Origin of the sequence: Clostridium intestinale DSM 6191 (genome assembly GCF_900130055.1) — a bacterium.
In the GTDB taxonomy this organism is placed as follows: Bacteria; Bacillota; Clostridia; order Clostridiales; family Clostridiaceae; genus Clostridium_T; species Clostridium_T intestinale.
On the sequence record NZ_FQXU01000007.1, the window covers coordinates 1 to 21024 of the forward strand.

19 protein-coding genes are annotated in these 21024 nt (G+C 30.4%); 1 reads left to right on the forward strand and 18 read right to left on the reverse strand.

Annotated elements, in window-relative coordinates:
- From tnpA to BUA92_RS11040, 18 genes are all read right to left on the reverse strand, one after another.
- On the reverse strand, positions 1-165 hold a 165-nt coding region (tnpA, locus tag BUA92_RS10955; protein WP_139259336.1), incomplete at its 3' end, for an IS200/IS605 family transposase.
- Between the two features lie 180 nt (positions 166-345).
- A complete protein-coding gene (locus BUA92_RS10960) occupies positions 346-2097 on the reverse strand; it encodes an ABC transporter ATP-binding protein (RefSeq protein ID WP_073019501.1) in 1752 nt (583 codons plus the stop codon).
- Positions 2090-3862 carry an ABC transporter ATP-binding protein gene (locus BUA92_RS10965; RefSeq protein ID WP_073020049.1) on the reverse strand — a complete coding sequence of 591 codons (1773 nt, stop codon included), beginning with the start codon at positions 3860-3862 and terminating at the stop codon, positions 2090-2092. Before BUA92_RS10965 ends, BUA92_RS10960 begins: the two co-directional genes overlap by 8 nt.
- 242 nt (positions 3863-4104) lie before the next feature.
- The gene (locus tag BUA92_RS10970) at positions 4105-5094 is read right to left on the reverse strand and encodes a helix-turn-helix domain-containing protein (protein WP_073019503.1); all 990 of its coding nucleotides are present in this window, start codon (positions 5092-5094) and stop codon (positions 4105-4107) included.
- Positions 5095-5277: 183 nt separating this feature from the next.
- Complete coding sequence (locus tag BUA92_RS10975; protein ID WP_073019505.1) at positions 5278-5955, reverse strand: NlpC/P60 family protein; 678 nt, start codon at positions 5953-5955, stop codon at positions 5278-5280.
- 115 nt (positions 5956-6070) lie between these two features.
- On the reverse strand, positions 6071-7078 hold the full coding sequence (locus BUA92_RS10980) for a sugar ABC transporter substrate-binding protein (RefSeq protein WP_073019507.1): 1008 nt from the start codon (positions 7076-7078) through the stop codon (positions 6071-6073).
- A 165-nt stretch (positions 7079-7243) separates the two neighbouring features.
- Positions 7244-8215 (reverse strand): LacI family DNA-binding transcriptional regulator, encoded by a 972-nt coding sequence (locus BUA92_RS10985; protein ID WP_073019509.1) that lies wholly within the window; start codon positions 8213-8215, stop codon positions 7244-7246.
- A 14-nt stretch (positions 8216-8229) separates the two neighbouring features.
- Positions 8230-9699, reverse strand: a complete 1470-nt coding sequence (gene gtfA / locus BUA92_RS10990; protein WP_073019511.1) for a sucrose phosphorylase — start codon at positions 9697-9699, stop codon at positions 8230-8232.
- Positions 9700-9719: 20 nt separating this feature from the next.
- A complete protein-coding gene (locus BUA92_RS10995) occupies positions 9720-10676 on the reverse strand; it encodes a carbohydrate kinase family protein (RefSeq protein WP_073019513.1) in 957 nt (318 codons plus the stop codon).
- 216 nt (positions 10677-10892) lie between these two features.
- The gene (locus BUA92_RS11000; protein ID WP_073019515.1) at positions 10893-11432 is read right to left on the reverse strand and encodes a GNAT family N-acetyltransferase; all 540 of its coding nucleotides are present in this window, start codon (positions 11430-11432) and stop codon (positions 10893-10895) included.
- 55 nt (positions 11433-11487) lie between these two features.
- Entirely contained in the window at positions 11488-12585 is a 1098-nt protein-coding gene (locus BUA92_RS11005; protein ID WP_073019517.1) for a phosphomevalonate kinase, read from the reverse strand.
- A 21-nt stretch (positions 12586-12606) separates the two neighbouring features.
- On the reverse strand, positions 12607-13968 hold the full coding sequence (locus BUA92_RS11010; RefSeq protein WP_073019518.1) for a tripartite tricarboxylate transporter permease: 1362 nt from the start codon (positions 13966-13968) through the stop codon (positions 12607-12609).
- A gap of 1 nt (position 13969) precedes the next feature.
- Entirely contained in the window at positions 13970-14236 is a 267-nt protein-coding gene (locus tag BUA92_RS11015) for a hypothetical protein (RefSeq protein ID WP_175550895.1), read from the reverse strand.
- A gap of 13 nt (positions 14237-14249) precedes the next feature.
- A complete protein-coding gene (gene mvaD, locus BUA92_RS11020) occupies positions 14250-15227 on the reverse strand; it encodes a diphosphomevalonate decarboxylase (protein ID WP_073019519.1) in 978 nt (325 codons plus the stop codon).
- Positions 15228-15232: 5 nt separating this feature from the next.
- Entirely contained in the window at positions 15233-16204 is a 972-nt protein-coding gene (mvk, locus tag BUA92_RS11025) for a mevalonate kinase (RefSeq protein ID WP_073020051.1), read from the reverse strand.
- A gap of 4 nt (positions 16205-16208) precedes the next feature.
- Positions 16209-17255 (reverse strand): type 2 isopentenyl-diphosphate Delta-isomerase, encoded by a 1047-nt coding sequence (fni, locus tag BUA92_RS11030; protein WP_207650349.1) that lies wholly within the window; start codon positions 17253-17255, stop codon positions 16209-16211.
- A 249-nt stretch (positions 17256-17504) separates the two neighbouring features.
- The gene (locus BUA92_RS11035) at positions 17505-17894 is read right to left on the reverse strand and encodes a ribosomal maturation YjgA family protein (protein ID WP_073019520.1); all 390 of its coding nucleotides are present in this window, start codon (positions 17892-17894) and stop codon (positions 17505-17507) included.
- Between the two features lie 27 nt (positions 17895-17921).
- Complete coding sequence (locus tag BUA92_RS11040) at positions 17922-18530, reverse strand: copper homeostasis protein CutC (RefSeq protein WP_073019521.1); 609 nt, start codon at positions 18528-18530, stop codon at positions 17922-17924.
- Positions 18531-18786: 256 nt separating this feature from the next.
- Here BUA92_RS11040 and helD point away from each other — a divergent pair, with 256 nt between their 5' ends.
- Positions 18787-21018: an RNA polymerase recycling motor HelD gene (gene helD, locus BUA92_RS11045; protein ID WP_073019522.1), complete on the forward strand. Its 2232-nt coding sequence runs from the start codon at positions 18787-18789 to the stop codon at positions 21016-21018.
- The last annotated feature ends 6 nt before the right edge of the window (positions 21019-21024 follow it).

The window sequence follows — 21024 nt, forward strand, 5'->3', positions numbered from 1 at the left end:
TTCTATAATTTCTACCCCATTTCTTTTACATATTTCCCTTAATATTTTTCCTATCTCTGATTTATACTTCCCATATATTATTTGTCTCCTGTATTTTGGTGCAAATACTATATGATATTGACACCTCCATTTTGTGTGTGATAAGCTTTCTATGTCGTTACCCATACGACACCTCCTATGATTTATTTGTTTTGCGATTGTCAGTCGCTTTCATTTTATCATAGGAGTTTTTTTCTGTTCAGAGCTAAAGCCTTTTTGTCCACCGGCATAGCCGGAGGTTTTCTAGACAAAAATAGCAGAGAATTTTATTAAAAATCCTCTGCTACTATTTAATCTATTTTTACTTTATACACTCCAGCCTAAGCTTTCCTTTTGGATGTTATAAAGTTTTTCATACAATCCTTTATTTTTCATTAAAGTAGTGTGATTACCTTCTTCAACGACTCTACCATTATCTAAAACTATTATTTTATCAGCTCCAACTACAGTTCTTAGTCTATGTGCAATTACAATAACAGTTTTTCCTTTTATTAATCTTGAAATAGCCTGTTGAATCAAGACTTCATTTTCTGGATCTAAAGAGGCCGTTGCCTCATCAAGAAGAACAATTGGTGCATTTTTAAGTAATGCACGTGCTATAGATATTCTTTGTCTTTCTCCTCCAGATAAAGTGCTTCCATTTTCTCCAAGCAAAGTGTCATAACCATTTGGTAAGTTAGCTACAAATTCATCACAACAGGCAGCTTTAGCAGCTTCCATAATCTCTTCTCTTGTAGCATCCATATTACCAATTTTTATATTGTTATATATACTATCATTAAAAAGTACAACATCTTGAAATACAAAAGACATGTAACTCATCAAATGCTCAGGATCAAGACTTTTTACATCAACTCCGCCTATTTTTATTGCACCTTTATTTACATCCCAAAATCTAGCTATTAGTTTTGATATAGTACTTTTACCAGAACCTGACGGGCCTACTAATGCTGTTATACCATCAGCTGGAATAGCCATGGTAATATCTTTTATAACTGCTTTTTCTAAAGAATTCACTTCGTTATAAGAGAAAGTTACATTTTCAAAATTAATCTTATAATTTCTTAATTCAATATCTGTACTTCCTTCCATAATAGGTGTGTTAATTAAAGTTCTCATTCTTTTTGTTGATAATCTTAGATACAAAAGTTCTGGAAGGAGTGTTAATTCCACAAGTACCGGACCATATATTCTCACAACAATCAGGAAAAACATAAGTAAGGGAATTAATTCAATTTTTCCACCTGTTAAAAGATAAGTACCTACAAAAACTGTAAGGCCCACACCAGCTTGTACAATAATTTGTGCCCCTGTAACAAATATTCCAGTTCCAAACTCCATTTGAATAGCCATCTTTTTCATATTTTTAAGAGCGTCATCAAGCTTCTCAAACTTTTCTCCATCTAAACCACAAGCTTTAATTACCTTAATCCCTTCTAAATACTCTTGTACTTGGTCAGAAGCTCTAAGTTTAGCCTCTATTTGTTTTCCACTTAACTTATTTTGTATTTTTTTACTACCCAAGATAATGAAAAATGCTATTGGCACAGTACAAAAAACTGTTAATGCTAATCTCCAATCAAAAAATCCAAGAAGTATAGTTATAACTGATATAGAAATTCCATTTGAAATTAATTGAGGAATAATATGACTAAGAACATGTTCAGTCGTTGCACAATCCCCCATCATATTTGTTGTAAGCTCTGATAAATCCTTCGAATTAAAAAAGCTCATTGGAAGTTTTCTTATATGTTCGGCTATACTTATACGTGTTGCCTCTGCTTCATTATAAGAAGTTACATAGGTTTTCTTATAATCATTTTTATTTGCAAGAAAAACTAAAATTGCAGCTACTATTCCAGCCCCCAAAAGCATCCACATCTTTTCCCAAGATATCTCCTCTTTCATAAGTGGTTTTAAAAGTTCTTTAAATATCTCTATTGTTATTCCAAAAGGTAGCATAAGAGAAAAGTTTGTTATGGTACAGGCTAAAATTGCCTTCCTTAAATCTGAATATCCTTTATCACTTAGAAATAAGACTTCTTTTAATTTAAACATTTACTTCCCCCCCTTTAGTACCTATTTTCCAATCAAGAGATTTTGTATACATTTCCCACATATCATGGTATTTGCCTTTTTCCCGAATAAGGTTGTCATGTGTACCTTCTTCAACTAAACTCCCTTTTTGCATAACTAATATTCTATTTGCACTCCTTATTGTTGATAAGCGATGTGCTATTATTATAACTGTTTTATTTTGAATTAATTTTTCAAAAGCTTTTTGAATCAAGTATTCATTTTCTGGATCAGAAAAAGCTGTAGCCTCATCTAGTACTATTATAGGTGCATTTTTAACGATAGCCCTTGCTATTACTATACGCTGTCTTTCCCCTCCTGATAGATGAACTCCTTTTGTTCCAATTACAGTATTATAACCATTTGGAAGTTTCATTATAAACTCATGACATTGAGCAGCTTTAGCTGCTTCAATAACCTCTTTATCTGATGCATTTTGATTTCCTATTCTTATGTTATCCATTATACTTTGCTTAAATAGAAACACATCTTGAAACACAAAACTAACCATGTCCATTAAATGAGAAAGACTAATATTGCGTATATCTACTCCTCCGATTTCTATACTTCCTTCAGTTACATCATAAAAACGAGGAATTAAATGAGCAATTGTACTTTTGCCTCCTCCAGAAGGTCCAACTATAGCAGTTACTTCTCCCTGAATAGCCTTAAAGGATAAATCTTTTAGTGCTGAAGTCTCATTATCTTCATCATATGAAAAAGAAACATTATTAAAGGAAATAGAATAATCTTTTGGCTTTTCTAAGCTATCTTTATCTTTTAATACTTCTTTATTAAGTATTCCATCCATTCTCTCTACTCCCCCTATAATCTGCATACCATTACTTGATACATACATTATTTTCATCATTACGGAAGATATTGATGGAACAAAAATAAGATAAAATATAAAAGTTATGGAGAAAGATTCATAGTCATTAGTTTTACTACCAATGAATATCCCTACAGGAATTAAGAATAAGTATATGTTATTTACTATTGTAGTAAAGCCTGACATATAGTTTTCCCAGCTTAAGGTATATGGAATTACAAAACTAGTATACCTTTTGATAGTCTCATGGAGTCTTCTAAAAGAATATACTGTCTGCTTAAAGGCCTTAACAACTGAAATACCACGAATATATTCTACTGATGCGTTGTTCATATCTTCTAGAGACATCTGATAGTTTTTCATCATAGCTTTTGCGCCTTCATTTCCATAGGCTTTAAATTCAAGCATAAAAGCTATAACTATACCAACTAAAGCTGCTAGTCCAAATCTCCAGTCAACTCCAAGAAGAATTATAAGCATAATTATAGGAGCTACAAAGGCTGCTACTATATCAGGAAGCTGGTGGGCTATAAACCCTTCTATTTTTTCAATATTTTCATCCATTATTTTACGCATCTTTCCACTGCCAATGGTCAAATGAAACCCTAATGGAAGTTTTGCTAAATGAGATGCAAAATTTACTTTTAATTCATAAAGTGTTCCAAATGCCGCAAGATGAGAACACACTAAAGCACCAAAATACAATAAAATATTTAATATTATTCCTCCAAAAGCTATCCATCCAAAGTTTAATGTTTTTTCTACATCCAAACTATTGAAATTTGGATAACTCCCCATTATTTCGCCTATGATATAATAAATGGCTATATATGGAACAAAAGAAGCTATTGATGCTAAAGCTGAAAGTATGACCGAGCTAATCATTAAAGGTTTTTTAGTAGTAGCAAGTTCCATAAGTCTTGCTACACCAGTTTTATGTTTTATATTTTTCTCCACATTTATCCCTCTTTTCAATTTTAAAATTTTTATAAAAATTTATACCTCCTTATTATTGATAATCATTATCGCTTTATAACTAAAAAAAATATCCTATTTAACTAGGACACTTTTCCTTACACAACTTATAATAGCTAAAATTCTTTATTTTTATCTACTTCTAAAAGACATTTAACTAGCTCTTAAAGACATACTATTTGTTACTTTGTTCTTGATTTAGAATATTCACTTGGACTAAACCCATATCGTTCTTTAAAACTCCTGCTAAAGTAACCTATGTTACTGTACCCAACCATACTCGCTGCTTCTTTAACCTTAACTTCTGATTTATCTAATAACTCTCTAGCTTTATCCATTCTCTTTTCAACAACGTATTCATATATATTTTTCCCAAATACTTTCTTGAAATTATTTTTAAGTTTTGTTTGGCTTATAAAGGCTAACTTTGAAAGTTCATTGATAGTTAAAGGTTCAACATAATTACTATCTATTATATCCTTTATTTTAGTTATATTTTGGAGATCTTCTCTACTAATGTTTCCTTCTATTTTCTGAATTACACTGTTATCCTTTAAGTCATTAGCAATAGTAGTTAATAACTCAAGAATTTTTCCTTCTATATACAAAGTTTTTAAGCTTCCTGAGTAGTTGCACGCTAAAATATCTTTAAGAATTAATTTACTCTTGAGTGACATAGATATCTTACTTAGTTTTCCTACAGAAAAATCTGAAATAAATTCTTTAGTAAAATGTTCATCTATTATATTTCTAAATCTCTTTTCATCTATTCCCATTCCAAGCCCCATATATCTTTCCCCTGCATTCATTTGGCTTTTTGTAATAAATTCATAGCTATTATGTATAAAACACTGATCTTTTTCTAATATAAAGCTATCTTTACTATTTATATTTTTCCACTCAAAAAAATCAGAAACGCAAAAAGATAAAAATAAACAATTAACCTTGGCAATTTCATTAAAAATAATGTTTTCATTAAAAGTGAAATCGCCAATAGTTATCTTCATACTTTCATTAGGAATAATTGAGGAAAAATATCCTCTCCCCAAATTCTTAGGTACTTCATAAAAATAATCATAACTATCTGAATTAAGTATATTTTCAATAGTACTTTCTTTAATACTATCTTTCTTATCTATAACTTCAACATAAGTACACATTTTATCATACATATTTATCCTCCCTTTAATAATAATAAACTAATATCACAGCTAATTGAAAATTATTATCAACTAAATAGTAACCCTATGTCTTTATACTGTCAATGATTAAATGTAATTATTTGCCTAATAATCAAACAAAAAAAAGAAACCATTCAAAAGTCGCTTGAATAGTTTCTTATACAAAACTTAATTTTATTTTTTCATTAATCTTATGGGAATATAACCATCTTTAATTAGAGCTTTCTTAGAGCGTACATCTTTTCTTGCTACTGGAACAGATCCATTAGGTGTATTTATAACTACATTTTGTTCATATATTATGAGTTCATCTTTATTTTCCTTATTAGTTTCAACATATAGTATTACGTGACCTTTTCCTTTACCATCATCTAAAAGAAGGGCATCAGCTGGTTTAATATCATCCCATGAAATTTTTTTAATATATCTTCCATCTATTTTTTCCTTTTTCTCTACTGCATTATACAAGGTTAATGTAGTTTGTCTACTTATTCCCCAAGTTGCACTTACATAGCCCGAGCAGTCATTACCATATAACTCACTGCTATTTTTTATCTTTTTTAAAAACTCTTTAGCTGAAGTTGCTTGATAAACATCCATACTATAAGGTATTCCAGTATAAGTTTTTCCTTTAGAGAAAGTAAACTTTGCACTTTTGTCATTTAAATCATATTTAGGAGTCCATTTTACATTTGCCATTTCCTCAGCTTTTTTAAGAATTTCTTTTCTAGTGGAATCTGATATTTCCTTATTGCTTGAACCACTAAAAAGTATAAATACACAAAAAATAATAAGTAATCCTATTGGTATTAAAAATATGTTTATTATAGTCCTATAACCTTTAGTTCTCATGTATTCACCTTACCTTAATACTAAATTTCTGTCTTTTCAATATTATTCAACATAAGGTAGGTATATTCACTTATTAGAAATATTTTATGTTTACTACATCATACTTTTTTATTTGTTAAAATCCATCCTTATAATATTCAGTTTCTTTAAAAGTAGTGTACAAATTAGATTTATCTATAGCTATTGGTTCAATTAATATAGATGGTACATCTTTTTTCCCGTTATTTTTAATAGCATTATAATCTATATATTTTCCTTCAACCAATTTTATAGCTGTTTCTATAGCTACCTTCCCGAGTTCTCTTGAATCTTTTAATACAGTCATGCTTTGGGTCCCTTGAATTATTCTTTGGATTGCAGCTAAATCGGCATCTTGCCCAGTAACTGCAACTTTTCCAGCTAGTCCTTGATTTTCTAATGCCTTAATTGAAGCCCCAGCTATTGCATCATTTGGTGATAATATAGCATCAACCCTATTACCGCTTTTAACCAAGGCCTCCTCAACTATTTTAAAGGCATTATCTGGATCCCAGCCCTTTACTACTTGATCTGTAACAACTCGAATTTCTCTCATAAAAATAAGCGGCTGAATATAAGTCATAGCTCCCTCTCTAAGTAGTCCTTCACTTGGTTCTCCTGATAGAAGTATATAATTACCTTTAGGTACATTTTTAGTTAAATATCTTCCTTGAAATTCCCCTACTCTAACTATATTAAAACTTATATACACATCTACCTCTGAATTTTTTATTAATAAGTCATAAGATATAACCTTAATACCAGATTCTTTAGCTTTATTAACTAATGATGCTTCATCACCATGATCTATAGACGTAATAATCAACGCATTTACCCCTTCAGACATAAGCTTCTCTACAGCAATTCTCTGCTTTTCTATATTAAAATCATTATATTCTATTTTTATATTAACTTCTCTAAGTCTTGCTTCTCTCTCCATTGCCTCTTTATCTCTAACCCATCTAGACTCTCTTTGATTAGGCAAAATAACTCCTATAAATACATGATGTCTAGCTCTTTTTATATCATTTTTCTCTAAACCTAATATATCAAAATTAATATACCTTATTGGAACACTAAAAACTTCTGGTTTTGATAAATACATATTTACCACCTATCTAATTTTTATCCTATAATTTAATATTCAAATTATAGACATATAAGTACAACTTTCATTACCTAAATGAAACATTTTATGAAATTTATTAGCTTACACTAAAATAAACCTCATACATTATATAAATGTGAGGTTTATTTGTTTAAATTATTATTAAGTTGTTTTTCTTTCAACTAAAGTTATAGGTACAATATTTTCAAGTTCTACTTCTCTATTTTCAATTTTATTTATTAATACCTTTATAAGAAGCTTTCCAATATCCTCTATTGGCTGTTTTATCGTAGTTAAAGGTGGAACTATTAAAGATGCTATATTAATGTCGTCATAACCTACAATTTTGATATCCTCAGGTATTTTTTTGTTAAGCTCATTACCAACTTGAATTAGGGATGCAGCTATCATATCACTACTTGCAAATACTCCATCAATATCTGGATGTTCTTTAAAAAGCTTGTATGCAAGTTTTTTATAATTCTCAACTATATCAAGTTTTTCCTCCATAACTACGTAGCTAACTCCTCTTTCCTTTACTACATCCATAAAAGCCTCATACCTTCTATTAGCTGGTGTACTTAGTTTTAATGGACCACTTATATGAGCTATTTTTCTACATCCTTTATCAATTAAAAGATTGGTTGCAAGTACTCCACCTCTATAATTGTCAGAGGTTACAAAGGGTATATCCATAGAAAAATCTCTATCTATAGCTACAATAGGTAATTTTGAACTTAAATACTCTGATGGATCTAGGGTATGACTTCCTATTATAACTCCATCTACCTGATTTCTTTTAAGCATTTCTATATAATCTTTTTCTTTTTCCTTCTCTTCATATGAGTTGCATATAAGTACCTTATAGTTTTCCTTATAAGCATAATACTCTATATAATTAGTTAACTCTCCAAAAAATGGATGAGCAACATTAGGTACTATTAAGCCAATGATATTGGATTTTTTCTTTAGTAAAGAACGCGCCACTTCATTTGGTTGATAATTAAGTTCTCTCATGGCTTCATATACCTTATTTCTTGTAGCTTCACTTATATATCCTCTGTTATTTAAGACCCTTGAAACTGTTGTTACTGTTACCTCTGCTATCTTTGCTACATCTTTTATAGTTGCCATAATAATTCCCTTCTTTAAACTATATATTCTGCTTCCTTGCCCTGGTCATCTACATAATCTATTATAGTCTTATTGTTTTTAAGGTCTATAAATAATGTGCAATATTTATCTCCTTTTTCCCAATTAAGCTTAACCTCTTTTTTTGAAGAATCTAAAACCTTAAATTCTCCATTAAAAGCCTCATAATCATTCCTAAAGTTTATAAGTTTTAAAAGTCTTTTTACAACATCTTTATTAGTAGCTTTATCTATTTCCTCTAAGGTAAAGTTGTGACGATTAATTTCACGACCTTCTCCAGTTCTTTGTACTGCCTCAACATCATTTTCTCCTGCTAAAAGCCCCACATAATAAACCTGAGGAATTCCTGGAGTAAAAAATTGAATAGCTCTAGCTGCCAAATAATCATCATCGTTACAATCTAAAACAGAGTAATAGGTACATCTTATTTGGTGAACATCAAAACCATCTTCATCTTTGTGTTCATCTGATAAAATAAGGCTTAAATTGGATCCTCTTTCTAAACATACATCAACAAGTTCTTTAGCTTCTTTTGTATCTATAAGTCCATCCATGTCAGGTTTAACTGGTATTCCATCATGACAGTCAAGCATAGTAAATTGTTTCTTTGGACGTACCTTTAGATATTCACAAAGTTTTTTACTAGACTTATTTACAAGTGTATCTAAAATCATATAAGGCAAAATGAAATCATATATCCAAAAACCCTTATCTGCTAATTTATATTGAATAGAATAATGAGAATGAACTTCTGGAAGTAGTTCAATATCTAAAGAATCTGCTAATTCTTTAATCCAATTAAGAAATTCATATATCCCTGGTTCTACAAAAAAGCAACTGGTACCTAACTTTTTAATGACATACCCTATAGCATCTAACCTTACTATTTTTACGCCATTTCTGCTAAAGTTTACAAAAAAATCTTCAAATAGCTTTTTAACTTTAGGTGAATTTATATCCAAATCTATCTGCTCTGAAGGAGTTGTTTTCCCAAAGGTCGTCCATACTTTCTCTTCTTCACCAGTTTTTTCTATTTTAAATGTTGAATAAGGCACTTCTCTTCTTAAAAACATTTTGTTTATATCTTCTTTAATAGGCTCTCCATCTTTCCATAACTTATCTAAGGTTATAAATAAGTCAGCATGCTCTGATTCTCTTCCATTTGTTAAAAAGTGCTGAAAGTAGGAAGATTGTCTAGAAATATGATTAACCATTAAATCCACTAATATATCAAATTTTTCTCCTATAGCCTTTACATCTTCCCATGTTCCAAAGCTAGGTTCTATCTCTAGATAAGTTAAGGGTGCAAACCCTCTATCTCCTGAGGATGGGAAGGGAGGTAAAATGTGAATTCCACCTTTAAAAGTATCAGGGAAATATTTTAATAATACCTTATTTAGTTTTTTTAAATCCCCACCTAATGAATCTGGATAAGTAATAAGTTGTACTTTGTTTTTAACTGCCATTCTTATTTCCTCCTAAAATATTATAAGTTATAAAGCTTTTTTATTTCCTCTAATACAGGAAGCTCAACTACAGCGCCAGTAAACTTAAGTTTATATGCACTAACCCCAAGCCCTAAATCTAAAGCTTCTCTTATGTTATACCCTTTTACAATCCCAGAATAAAATCCAGACCAAAAAGCATCTCCAGCACCCGTAGTATCTACTATATCCTTTGCTATAGTATCAAGCTTAATAGTTTCATTTCCATTTGAAATAAGTGCTCCTTCGGCTCCTAAAGTCATTATTACAAGTTTTGCTCCAAGCTTTAAAAACTTCTTGATTTGATTTTCATAGCTGTCTTTTCCAAATAACCTTTCAGCATCATCTTCTGAAGGTTTTATAATGTCAACCTTACCTATTATGGATTTAATATATTCTATTCCATCTTCACCTTTTTCCCATATCATTGGATGATAGTTAGGATCAAAACAAACTAAAACTTCATTTTTTCTAGCTTCTTCTAGAATTTTTTCAACAGTTAAACGTGATGGCTTTTTAGAAATAGGCCAACAAGAAAAATGGACTATTTTAGAATTTTTTAATGCTTTCTCTAAGGATTTATTATAATCAAGATGATAATCTGCTTCTCTATAAAATATAGGAATTGGACTTGTTTTGCTTTTTGTAACTAAAACCATACTAGTAGAATAGTCAACTTTTTGAATAAACTCTGTATTAATATCAGCATTTTTTAAATGATTAGTTAAAAATCTTCCAAGTCCATCATCTCCAACAGCTGATGCAATAAGAGAGTTAATACCTAGTCTTTTACAGTTCATGGCAATATTAGCTGGTGAACCTCCAAAAAACTTATTATAACTATCGCACTCAAAGTCCTCACAGTAGTCAGAAGATATCATATCAACTAAGATTTCTCCTATGGTTAAAATATCATTTTCTTTATCTTTAAAATCTATTTTTTCATTAAAGTTAAACATCATACCCCTCCTTATATAAAGGTCATCTTATATAAAAAGTATACATTTTCATAGAATATATGTCAAACGATTGACATATAAAAATATCTAGTAGAACCCAAGGGCTCTACTAGATATTTTATTTATTAAGGTTTATATTCTTTTTTCAATTTCTTAATATTAAATTTTTTCATTTTAAGAAAAGCTTCTGTAACTTTATCAAACAAACTATAAGTTTTAGTTAAAAATCTTACCATAAATTAAAGAATCATAATACTTACCATCTATAAGATAAAAATCCTTTGATTTTCCTTCAAGTATAAATCCGTTTTTTTCTAAAGCCTTAGCTGAACCAATATTTACATCAACTACAAAAGCATTAAGTCTATGTAAATCAAGATGCTTAGAAACATACTCATTTACTAGTTTTATAGTTTCCGCTCCATATCCTTTTCTCCAATGATCCTTATCTAAAACATATCCAATTTCAGCATGTTTATCTTCCTCATTAAAACCAAAAATCATGACTGTTCCAATAAGTTCTTTTCCTTCTTTAGTAAAAATGGATGCATAAAGATGTGTTCCATTATTAACTCTTCTTATGATTTCTTCAACAAACCTATAGGTCTCCTCTTCACTATTCATAAGTTTCCATCCAATAAAACGTGAAACATCTTCATCTGAAGCATATTTATGTATTGCTTTCACGTCTTCTATTTTCACAGGTGCAAAATATATCTTATTTCCTTCTAGACCTTGAAAAATTTCTTTATTCATAACTCTCCCCCTAAAATTCTATCTTATATTAATCTACTAATAATCAGACTAAATATCAAGTAAGGATTTTAAATGATACACCAGCTTCTGATATTTCTAAATTTAAGGCTTCAATATCAGCTTTCTCCCATTCCTTATATAGTTCCTGCTTTTTATAATCTCCTTTTAAAAATGCTATGCCGCAATCTCCTCCACCTGCTCCTGAGGATTTAGCACTTCCATATCTTTCTCCAATAGAACATAAAGCAGTTAGCTTTTTTGTTTCTATTTGAATACCAGCTACTTCTCCAAAACTTTTTAAGGCTTTTCTATTTTCTGAAAGAGAACTAATGCTATCTTCAAAACTATTATCATTAAAAGCTTTGATTAGATTATCTACAGCAATAGAACTTCCTTTTAAAAACTCCTTATATATATGAGGATTTTCTTTTTTAAAGCTTTCTGCCTTTCGTATCATAGGGGAGGTTGAAGCTGTTTCTTTAGTCCATCCTACTACTAGTTTTAATCCCGAAGGAGGAGTTAATTTTTTAATAATTAGATTTCTCCAAGGCTTCTCTAGAATATCTTTAATTTTATCTGAATTCTCCAGCTCATTTAATAACCACTTTGAGTCAAATGCTGAATATTCAAGCCATCCTCCATAAACTCCAGCTGCTATATCTGCACCTGACCCATTTCCTTGGGTCTTTAAATGAGCAATAGCAGAAAGCTTAAAGATTGTATGAGGCTTAAGAAGCTCATCTTTATTATGTAGTGCTAATATGGATGAAACAGTTGCTACTACAATTGCTGCACTAGATCCAAGTCCATATTTTTTACCAGATGAGGCATCATCCAGCTGACTTTTTATTGATAACTTAAATGGAATAAGCTCAATTGAGTTTTCTTTTAAAAACCTAACAACTATAGAGATTGAGTTTTTTAAAAAACTTAACCTAAAATCTTCTATACTAAATTCTACATTCCCATCTTTAATTTCAAAAAAAATATCTTCAAGTTTAAGATCAGGGAGAAACAATTGATTTTTAATGCTAGGTTCAATACTTCCCTCTACATACCTGTTTACTGCAGCAACTATGCACTTTTGATTCTTCTCCAGTACAGCATACTCCCCAGCTATCATAAGTTTTCCTGGAACCTTAATATTAATCATTAATATCTCCCCTCTCTTAAATTAATATAAACCTGATAATGCTTTTACGATCCATGGAGCTGAATAAAGAATCATAAACATAACTCCATAATTAACTCCTAACCTATATAAAACCCCTGAGAAAATACCTATTAAAAGTACACCGACAATATTAATAACTCCTCCATCCATAAAGGCTAAAAGTAAAACCAAACTGAAAAATACTCCTAACATAGCTTCATGAGGAATCTTTTTAAATACAAAGGAACAGATCTTTTGAGAATATTTTACTGTGATAAAATAAGTAAAAGCTGATGCAATAACTGCCCCTATAAGAGTTGCAACCACAAAATCTGTTCTTGATAATATATGATGCATGTTATTTTCTAGTGTAAATACTGGTGGCGCATTAAATAAAGGATTACCTGGACCTAACGCTACGGGAGATAATGGAATACCTAACGCTAGGAGAGGAATTAAAATTCCTGAAATATAGGTTGCCTGTGCTAAAGCTTCCATACAAGAAACCGCAAGTGAAGCCTTTTCCACAGGATCTTTAACTCTACTTGAGAATAACTCCCCCAAAAAGGTGGTTAATCCTACTGGGCTTAGAAGAAAAGTAACTGATCCTATAAGTGAAGCTAATGTACTATAGCCTACTTCTTTTTTAGTTAAGATTTTAAAGGGATTTGGAAACTTCTTTATTTCCTCTTCCTCTTTTATATATATTTTCTTTGTATCATACTTTTTTAAGGCGTCTCTTTTATCTTTATTAAGAAGTTCAAATAAACTTAAGATAACAGGTCCAATTGTAATACCTAAGAAAAATGATACAAAAACATTAGTTTCTTTAGGTACTGCATTTATTCCCCAATAAAGATATCTAAGTCCTTGAATTAAAAGCGCAAAAGGTAATATAGAAGCAAGTGCTATCCATCTTTTTTTGCTCATTAAAGCTAAAACTATAGCTCCAACAAAAAATATAGCATCCCCATATTCCTTAATAGTAGTCGCAAACGGCACAATAAAACTTGCCAAAAATAAACTTACAGGTATAGAAACGAAGGTTCCTACGATAGCACCTGACGCAATCTTTCTTATGCTTGTATTAGTTAGCCCGTGCTTTTTAAGCACCATTGCATGCTCAACCATTGGCGTAGACATAACACCTGCTGGTATTCCTGCAATAGAAACAGGAACTGCATCAATAAGCTTACATGCAACTATTGCCGAAATAAAGAAAGATAAAACCACAACAGGTTCAACTCCCGATAAAACAAGTACTAATATTACCGGAGCAATGGTTGCAGTTTCATCTGCACCTGGAGCTGCTCCAATTATAGAATAAATCACCGCAGCTAAAGCTGCTGCTAGTATCATCTGTATAATTAAACTAATATCCATCCTAATTCTCCTTATCTTCCTTAACAAATATCCTTTTAGGCTTTATTAGAACAGAGCAAACAACAAACCCAATAATTGCACCGCCTAAACCAAAAAATAATGGCTTAGGTGGTTCATTTGGAGCAATAAAATATCCACCAAGGGTAGTAACACTACATATTACAAGTGCCTTAACTAAGTCCTTAATATTTACAACATCCTCCCAAATTTCAATATTAACTTTTTTATCATCTATATGTTTCATAGTTTCTTGGTTTATATCTTTCATAATTAAACTCCTATTATTCTAAATAAGTAACTCCTGAACCTGGATGACAAACTAAAACCTTCATAACACTTGAAAGTTTTAAAAGAGATTCATATACCATATTTTCATTCTCCTTAAGACAAAGCACTTTAACATTTGCTCCTGCATCTATGGTGAAAAATGCTGGTATACCTGACTCTCTTAGATTTTGAATATGCCCCATAACTTCTAGAGTTCCATGTTCCCAATATAAAACAGGTGGTTTCGCTCCAAGCATTGTAGCATGTATCTTTAGAGCATTTTCTTCTGCAATATTTCCTAGGCTATAAAAATCTTTTAATCTTATTGCCTCTTCTGCTATTTTAATATCTTTTTCCACAGTATCTAGCCACCCTGAATAAAAAGGTGAGGTTTCTACTGTACGCTTCATTCCTTCTCTACTAGAAACCTTCTTTTTCCCTGAGGCTACCATTACTGAAAGTATGCTTATATCCCAATCTTTTTCTGATAACAATCTAACTCCATGAGAATCTGTTCCATCAAGTTTTTCGCCTTTTTCCCATTTAACATATCCACCAAAAATAGATCTACAAGCAGAACCTGAACCTCTACGAGCTAACATTGATAACTCTCTTTCACTTAAATTTAAGCCTGCTGCCTTTGAAGAAGCACAAGCTAAAGCTGCAAATCCAGATGCAGAAGATGCAAATCCAGCAGCTGTTGGTACTTTATTTTCAGAATTAACTTCTGCATATAATTTAGTTCCTGATAATTCTCTTACAACATCAAGAAACTTTGATATCTTTTTCTGGTCCTTCTCTTCTGTTTCCTTATTATTTAATATAAAAACATCATTTTTAAGATTTTCATTAAACTCAACTGAGGTTATAGTATAAAATCCATCTAAGGTTATTGATATACTGCTATTCATAGGAAGGATTAATTCATTATCTCTCTTTCCCCAATATTTAATTAATGCAATGTTTGTATTAGCTTTTGCCTTAGCTTTCATTTAATTTAATCCTCCATTTTCTCGAAAGTATAAAGTTTATTTTCCTTGGTAGAGAAACACCAGCTTTTAACTGCGCCAGAATTTATTAATTCTTGTGCAATTAATTTCCCATTCTCTAAATTATTTGAAAGTGCAATTATGCAACCTCCAAGTCCTCCTCCAGTTAATTTAGCGCCCAAGGCTCCATTTTTTCTAGCAGTCTTTATTAACATTTCTAAACTTTCATCGCTTACACCCATATTTTCAAGTATCTCTTGGTTAGAATTCAGTAGTTCACCTAATAAATCCATATTTCCAGCTAAAAAAGCATCTTTGCTTTTTTCAACAAGCTTTCCCATTTCATCTATATGAGATTCCATTTTATGAGGATTTAATAAACTTCTATGGTGTACATTTTCTACAGCATTACGTGTATCTCCAATTTTCCCACTATCTCCCACTACTATATAAAATGGTTTAACACTTTTAATATACTGAACCTTCTTATCTTTTTTAAAATATATAGCTTCCTCACTAGATACCACTTCCATATCAATACCACTTGGGTTTCCATGGGCATATCTTTCCCCTATATTCACTAAATAAAATAATTGTTCTTTAGTAAGATTTTGTCCATAAAATGAAAATAAACTTCTTACTATAGCTGTAGCAATTGATGCACTTGAACCTAACCCTCTTCCTATGGGTATTTCTGAATAAATATTAATAAGAAGCCCTTCATGTGCTTTATTTAAAATAGTTAAAGCCTCCTCTAAAACCAAAGAAAGTCCTCTAAGCTTAACTGGCATATCATCAGTACTACCAGTATAAATTGATGATTCGAACCTTATGCCTCCATCATAGTTTTTTGTGGTACATTTCACCTTAAGTGGAAAAGGAATTGCTATGGCCGGTTTACCATACACAACTCCATGCTCTCCTGTTAAAATCAACTTACTATGTGAATACCCTTCACCTATATTTAATTTCTCATTCATGTCTTCACCTTTTATAATCCACAAGCTCTTTAAGTTCACCTTTTATCCTAAAAGGTACACTTTTAAGCTCTTCTATATTCTTTTTACCTAAAAGAAACATCATTACTTTAGATTTATATATAATATTTTGAAGATACTCAAGTGCACCTTCATAACCAACATCTAAAAATGACTTTAATATAGGGCCGCTTATACCAGTCATATTGGCACCTAAACATAGGGCTTTTATTACCTCATCAGAAGCCTTAACCCCACCGCTACACACGATATTCAAATCATCACTTAAACTTCTTGCTTCAATAAGACTTAATGCTGTAGGTATTCCCCAATCAAATAACTCATCAAAGTGAAATTCTTTATTTCTTTCACTTTCAATTTTAATGAAATTGGTTCCCCCACTTCCTCCAACATCTACGTACTTTACTCCAACTTCTAAAAGTCTTTTGACTACATCTTTTGACATGCCAAAACCTATTTCTTTTACTATTACAGGTTTATCTATTTTTTTAACTATATTTTCAATATTTTTTAAAACACCTTTAAAGTTTCTATCTCCTTCAGGCATACATATCTCTTGAGCAGGATTTATATGAATCTGAATCCCATCTGCCTCAATCATATCTATAGCTTTTTTAACATCATCTAGAGTTGAAAACCCATTTATATTAGATATAACAACTCCATCTTTTAATACTTGTCTTACAACTTTAAAAGAAGCTGAGTAGTTTTCATCATTAACTGCTATTGCCTGAGATCCAACTGCCATTGGTATGTTTAATTCCTTTGCAACCTTTGCAAGATTACTGTTTATTTTTACAGCATCATTAAACCCTCCTGTCATGGCATTAATCATTACAGGAAAGTTTATTTGTTTACCTAAAAAATTCACCCTTGTATCTATCTCATTAAAATCAATCTCTGGTAGTGAGTTGTGCTCTAAATATATATATTTAAAATAATTATTTCCTTCAAAATCACCTTTAGAAAAATGCTTAACATGTTCCTTTTTTCTTAAAGATCTTATTTCACTTTTGGACGTTAAATCTTCCATAATCACATTTCCTCCTCTAAAATATTGATTATATTTCTAGCCTTGTTGTGAGGATTTACAAACATAATAGCATAGGGAAATCAGTTTGTAAATGATAAGTATTATCATTTAATATTAAATAAAAGGTGTTGCAAAGTAATTTTGCTAACACCTTTCAAAGTCTATTTATATTTTACATCATTTTACCATATATACACATTACAAATAATTATCTTTTTGATGATATTTTTAGGAAAGCAGTTCTTCCTCCTAAAGCGATTTATCTATTAATTTTTCATACCCATATAATAAAATACATCCAACTCCATAACACAATATATCTTTCCAATCAAATACTGAACCTATTACTATTCTAGCAAACCTATTGTCTTGTAATCCCAATACCTCAACTAATTTAAAGTATTGAAGTATCTCAACAAAAGCTGAAAATATAAATATGTACAATGACATTAGTTTAACCTTATAGGGTACAAATATTTTAATAAAACAATATAATAAAATTACAACAAGTATATCTCCAACATAGGGTCTTATAAAATCATCATGAACATATACCGCAATTAGAACTTCTGTTATAAAAAATATAATAAAGGCTACCAAATATTTAATTCTGCTATAAATAAATTTTTCTCTACTCATTTCTTTTCCCCCATTAAGCCTATATAGTTAGACAACCTTACTTCCATGTATTTCATTAGCCCCTATATATTCTAATATTAAATCTCTATTTTCTATATTTACACCTTTACCTGGCATAATAACAATTCTTCCATCTGCATAATCAACTAATTCTTTTAAAAAGTCCTTGTTGTTAATTGCATCACCAGTTCCACCTTTAGTAAGAATTCTATCAACTTTAAGTTCTACAAGATCATCAATAGCTGCTTCCTTGTCCTCTATTTCATCAAAAGCCATATGAAAAGTAATTGACATAGGCTTAGCTATAGAAACTAGTTCTTTAATTATTTTTTTATCGATTTTAAAATCCTTGATTGCACCTATAACAACCCCATGGGCCCCTAAATCCTTTGCTATCTGAATATCATATTTCATTATTTCCAGTTCTTCATCATTATATATAAAGTCTCCACCTCTTGGTCTTATAATAACCATTACAGGAATGCTTAATTTCTCTACAGTTTTTTTTATGGTACCATAACTTGGAGTTGTTCCGTCCTCCATAAGATTATCACATAGTTCTATTCTATCTGCACCTTTTTCAAAAGCTAATAGAGCTTCTTTATAATTTCCAACACAAGCTTCATATATTTTCATTTTATTCCTCCAAAGTCCTATCTAAATCATATCTAAATCATATCTAATATTATAACATCTAAATCTCTAAAACAATAAAGGATTGTTATTATCCTAAATACATAATAACAATCCTAGTTCTTAACTTATTAAAGGGAAAATAACTCTTCCCTCACTTATATTATACCATATTAAAAATCTTAATATAAGACTTATACTGGCACATTTTTAGGAGTATCATAGAAAAGCTATCATACATTGAAAGGGGATTTTGAGATTGAAAAATAATTATGATCACTTAGGTTTCGAAAACAATCGCTTAAATCAAACTATATCAATAGCTGAAGAGCAACTCTCTTCCTTAAGAAAAAATAGTGAAAAGGTTCGTGAAGAAATACTTGAAGCTAAAAAACAGCTTAGGGAAGAAACAAATCACTCTTTATCTAACCTTTGGGTAAAGGATAATTTCTATGACCTTATAGAAATAGGACAATATGCAAAACCTATATCTCACAAAATTTCTGAATATGAAGTGGAAGCTGCTAAAATAATAGCCTTAGAAAAACTGCTTAATTCTCCTTACTTTGCTCGTATTGATTTTAAATTTCAGGATGAAGATGAATATGAGAATATATATATCGGTCGTTCTTCTCTTATAGATGATGATTCAAGTGAAATTTATGTTTATGACTGGCGCTCCCCAATATCAAGTATATTTTATCGTTTTGGAATAGGCGAAGCCTTTTATGAAGCCCCATCTGGGAAAATAACAGGAGAAGTTAATCTAAAACGTCAATATGAAATAAATAACGGTAAGTTAGAGTACTTTTTTGATGCGGATATACAAATTATAGATGAGTTTTTAAGGAAAATGTTATCTCAAAACACATCCTCTAAAATGAAGACAATAGTTGAAACAATACAAAAAGATCAAGACATGATTATAAGAAATATGGAAATGGATTTAATGATGGTACAGGGAGTTGCAGGAAGCGGAAAAACCTCAGTTGCACTACATAGAGCAGCTTACCTTATGTATCAAGGGTTATCAGATAAGTTATCTTCTAATAACATACTAATTATTTCACCTAATACCCTATTTGAGCAATATATATCAAATGTACTTCCTGAGCTTGGTGAAAAGAATGTAAACTCTAAAACCTTTGAAGAATTAATTATCAATATTTTAAATGGTACTAAAATAGAAACTAGGAATGAACTTTTAGAAACATTACTTTCATCTAATGATAACTTGACAAAAAGCAGTATGGAATTTAAATGTTCTAGTGAGTTCGTTGAGATACTAAATCGCTTTATTAATGATTTGCCTAGAAGATGGATAGATTTTAAAGATGTTTATTATGATGGAAAACATATATCAAACAGGCAACTATCAAAAAATAGAATACTAAATGAAAAAAGAGCAATAACTTTAAGTTCACGACTAAAACAATTGGAAGCATCAATTCTTGAAGAAGTTCATAAAAATCATAAAACCCGTCTAGAAAAGTTAACAGACTTTGTAACGACCTATAAAGAACATTCATTTGAACTTGAAGAAACAGCTCGTATGTTATCTATTTATGAAAGTACAAATTTAATTAAAGAAATACGAAAATTTACTGAACTAAATCCCTTAGAATTATATAGAAAACTATTTACTAACAAACGCTATTTTTTTAGTTTATCAAAAGGTATAGCTTTACCAGAAAATATTGAAGCCATATTAGACTTTACCTTTAAAAATCTTAATAATGATGTATTATCTTATGGGGATGCAGTAGCACTTTCCTTCTTAAGTTTAAAACTAAATACAAACAATGGGTACAGTGAGATAAGACAGATAGTAATTGATGAAGCTCAGGATTATTATCCTATTCATTTTGAAATATTAAACTTACTATTCCCAAAATCAAGATACACAATTTTAGGAGATATAAATCAAACCATTGGAAAACAAGAAAATTTATCCCTATATGAAAGAGTAAATAAAATATTATGTAAGAAAAAATCCAGCTTAATTACAATGGATAAAAGTTTCCGATCTACTAGTGAAATACTTGAATTTAGCAAGAAATTTCTTAATGATGACTTTAAAATCAATAGTTTTAGTAGAAAGGGTAACCCTCCTATAGTTCACTCCTCTTCTACTTTAGCTGAACTTAAAAATAATATCATAAATGAAATTAAAACCTCCAGAGAAAATAACTATAAATCTATAGGCCTAATATGTAAAACTGAAAAAGAGGCCTCTTCATTATATGAAGTCTTAAAAGATGAAATCCAAATAAAACTTATTAAAAGTGACAGCATGGCTACTTTGGATGGAACCTTTATAATTCCAATATATCTTTCTAAAGGTTTAGAATTTGATTCTGTATTAATATTAAATACTGACCAAAACACCTATTACTCTAAAGATGATAAAAATCTCCTCTATATTGCATGTACTAGAGCCCTTCATAGACTTAGCTTATTCTATACTGGAGAAATAAGTCCATTACTTTAATTACGC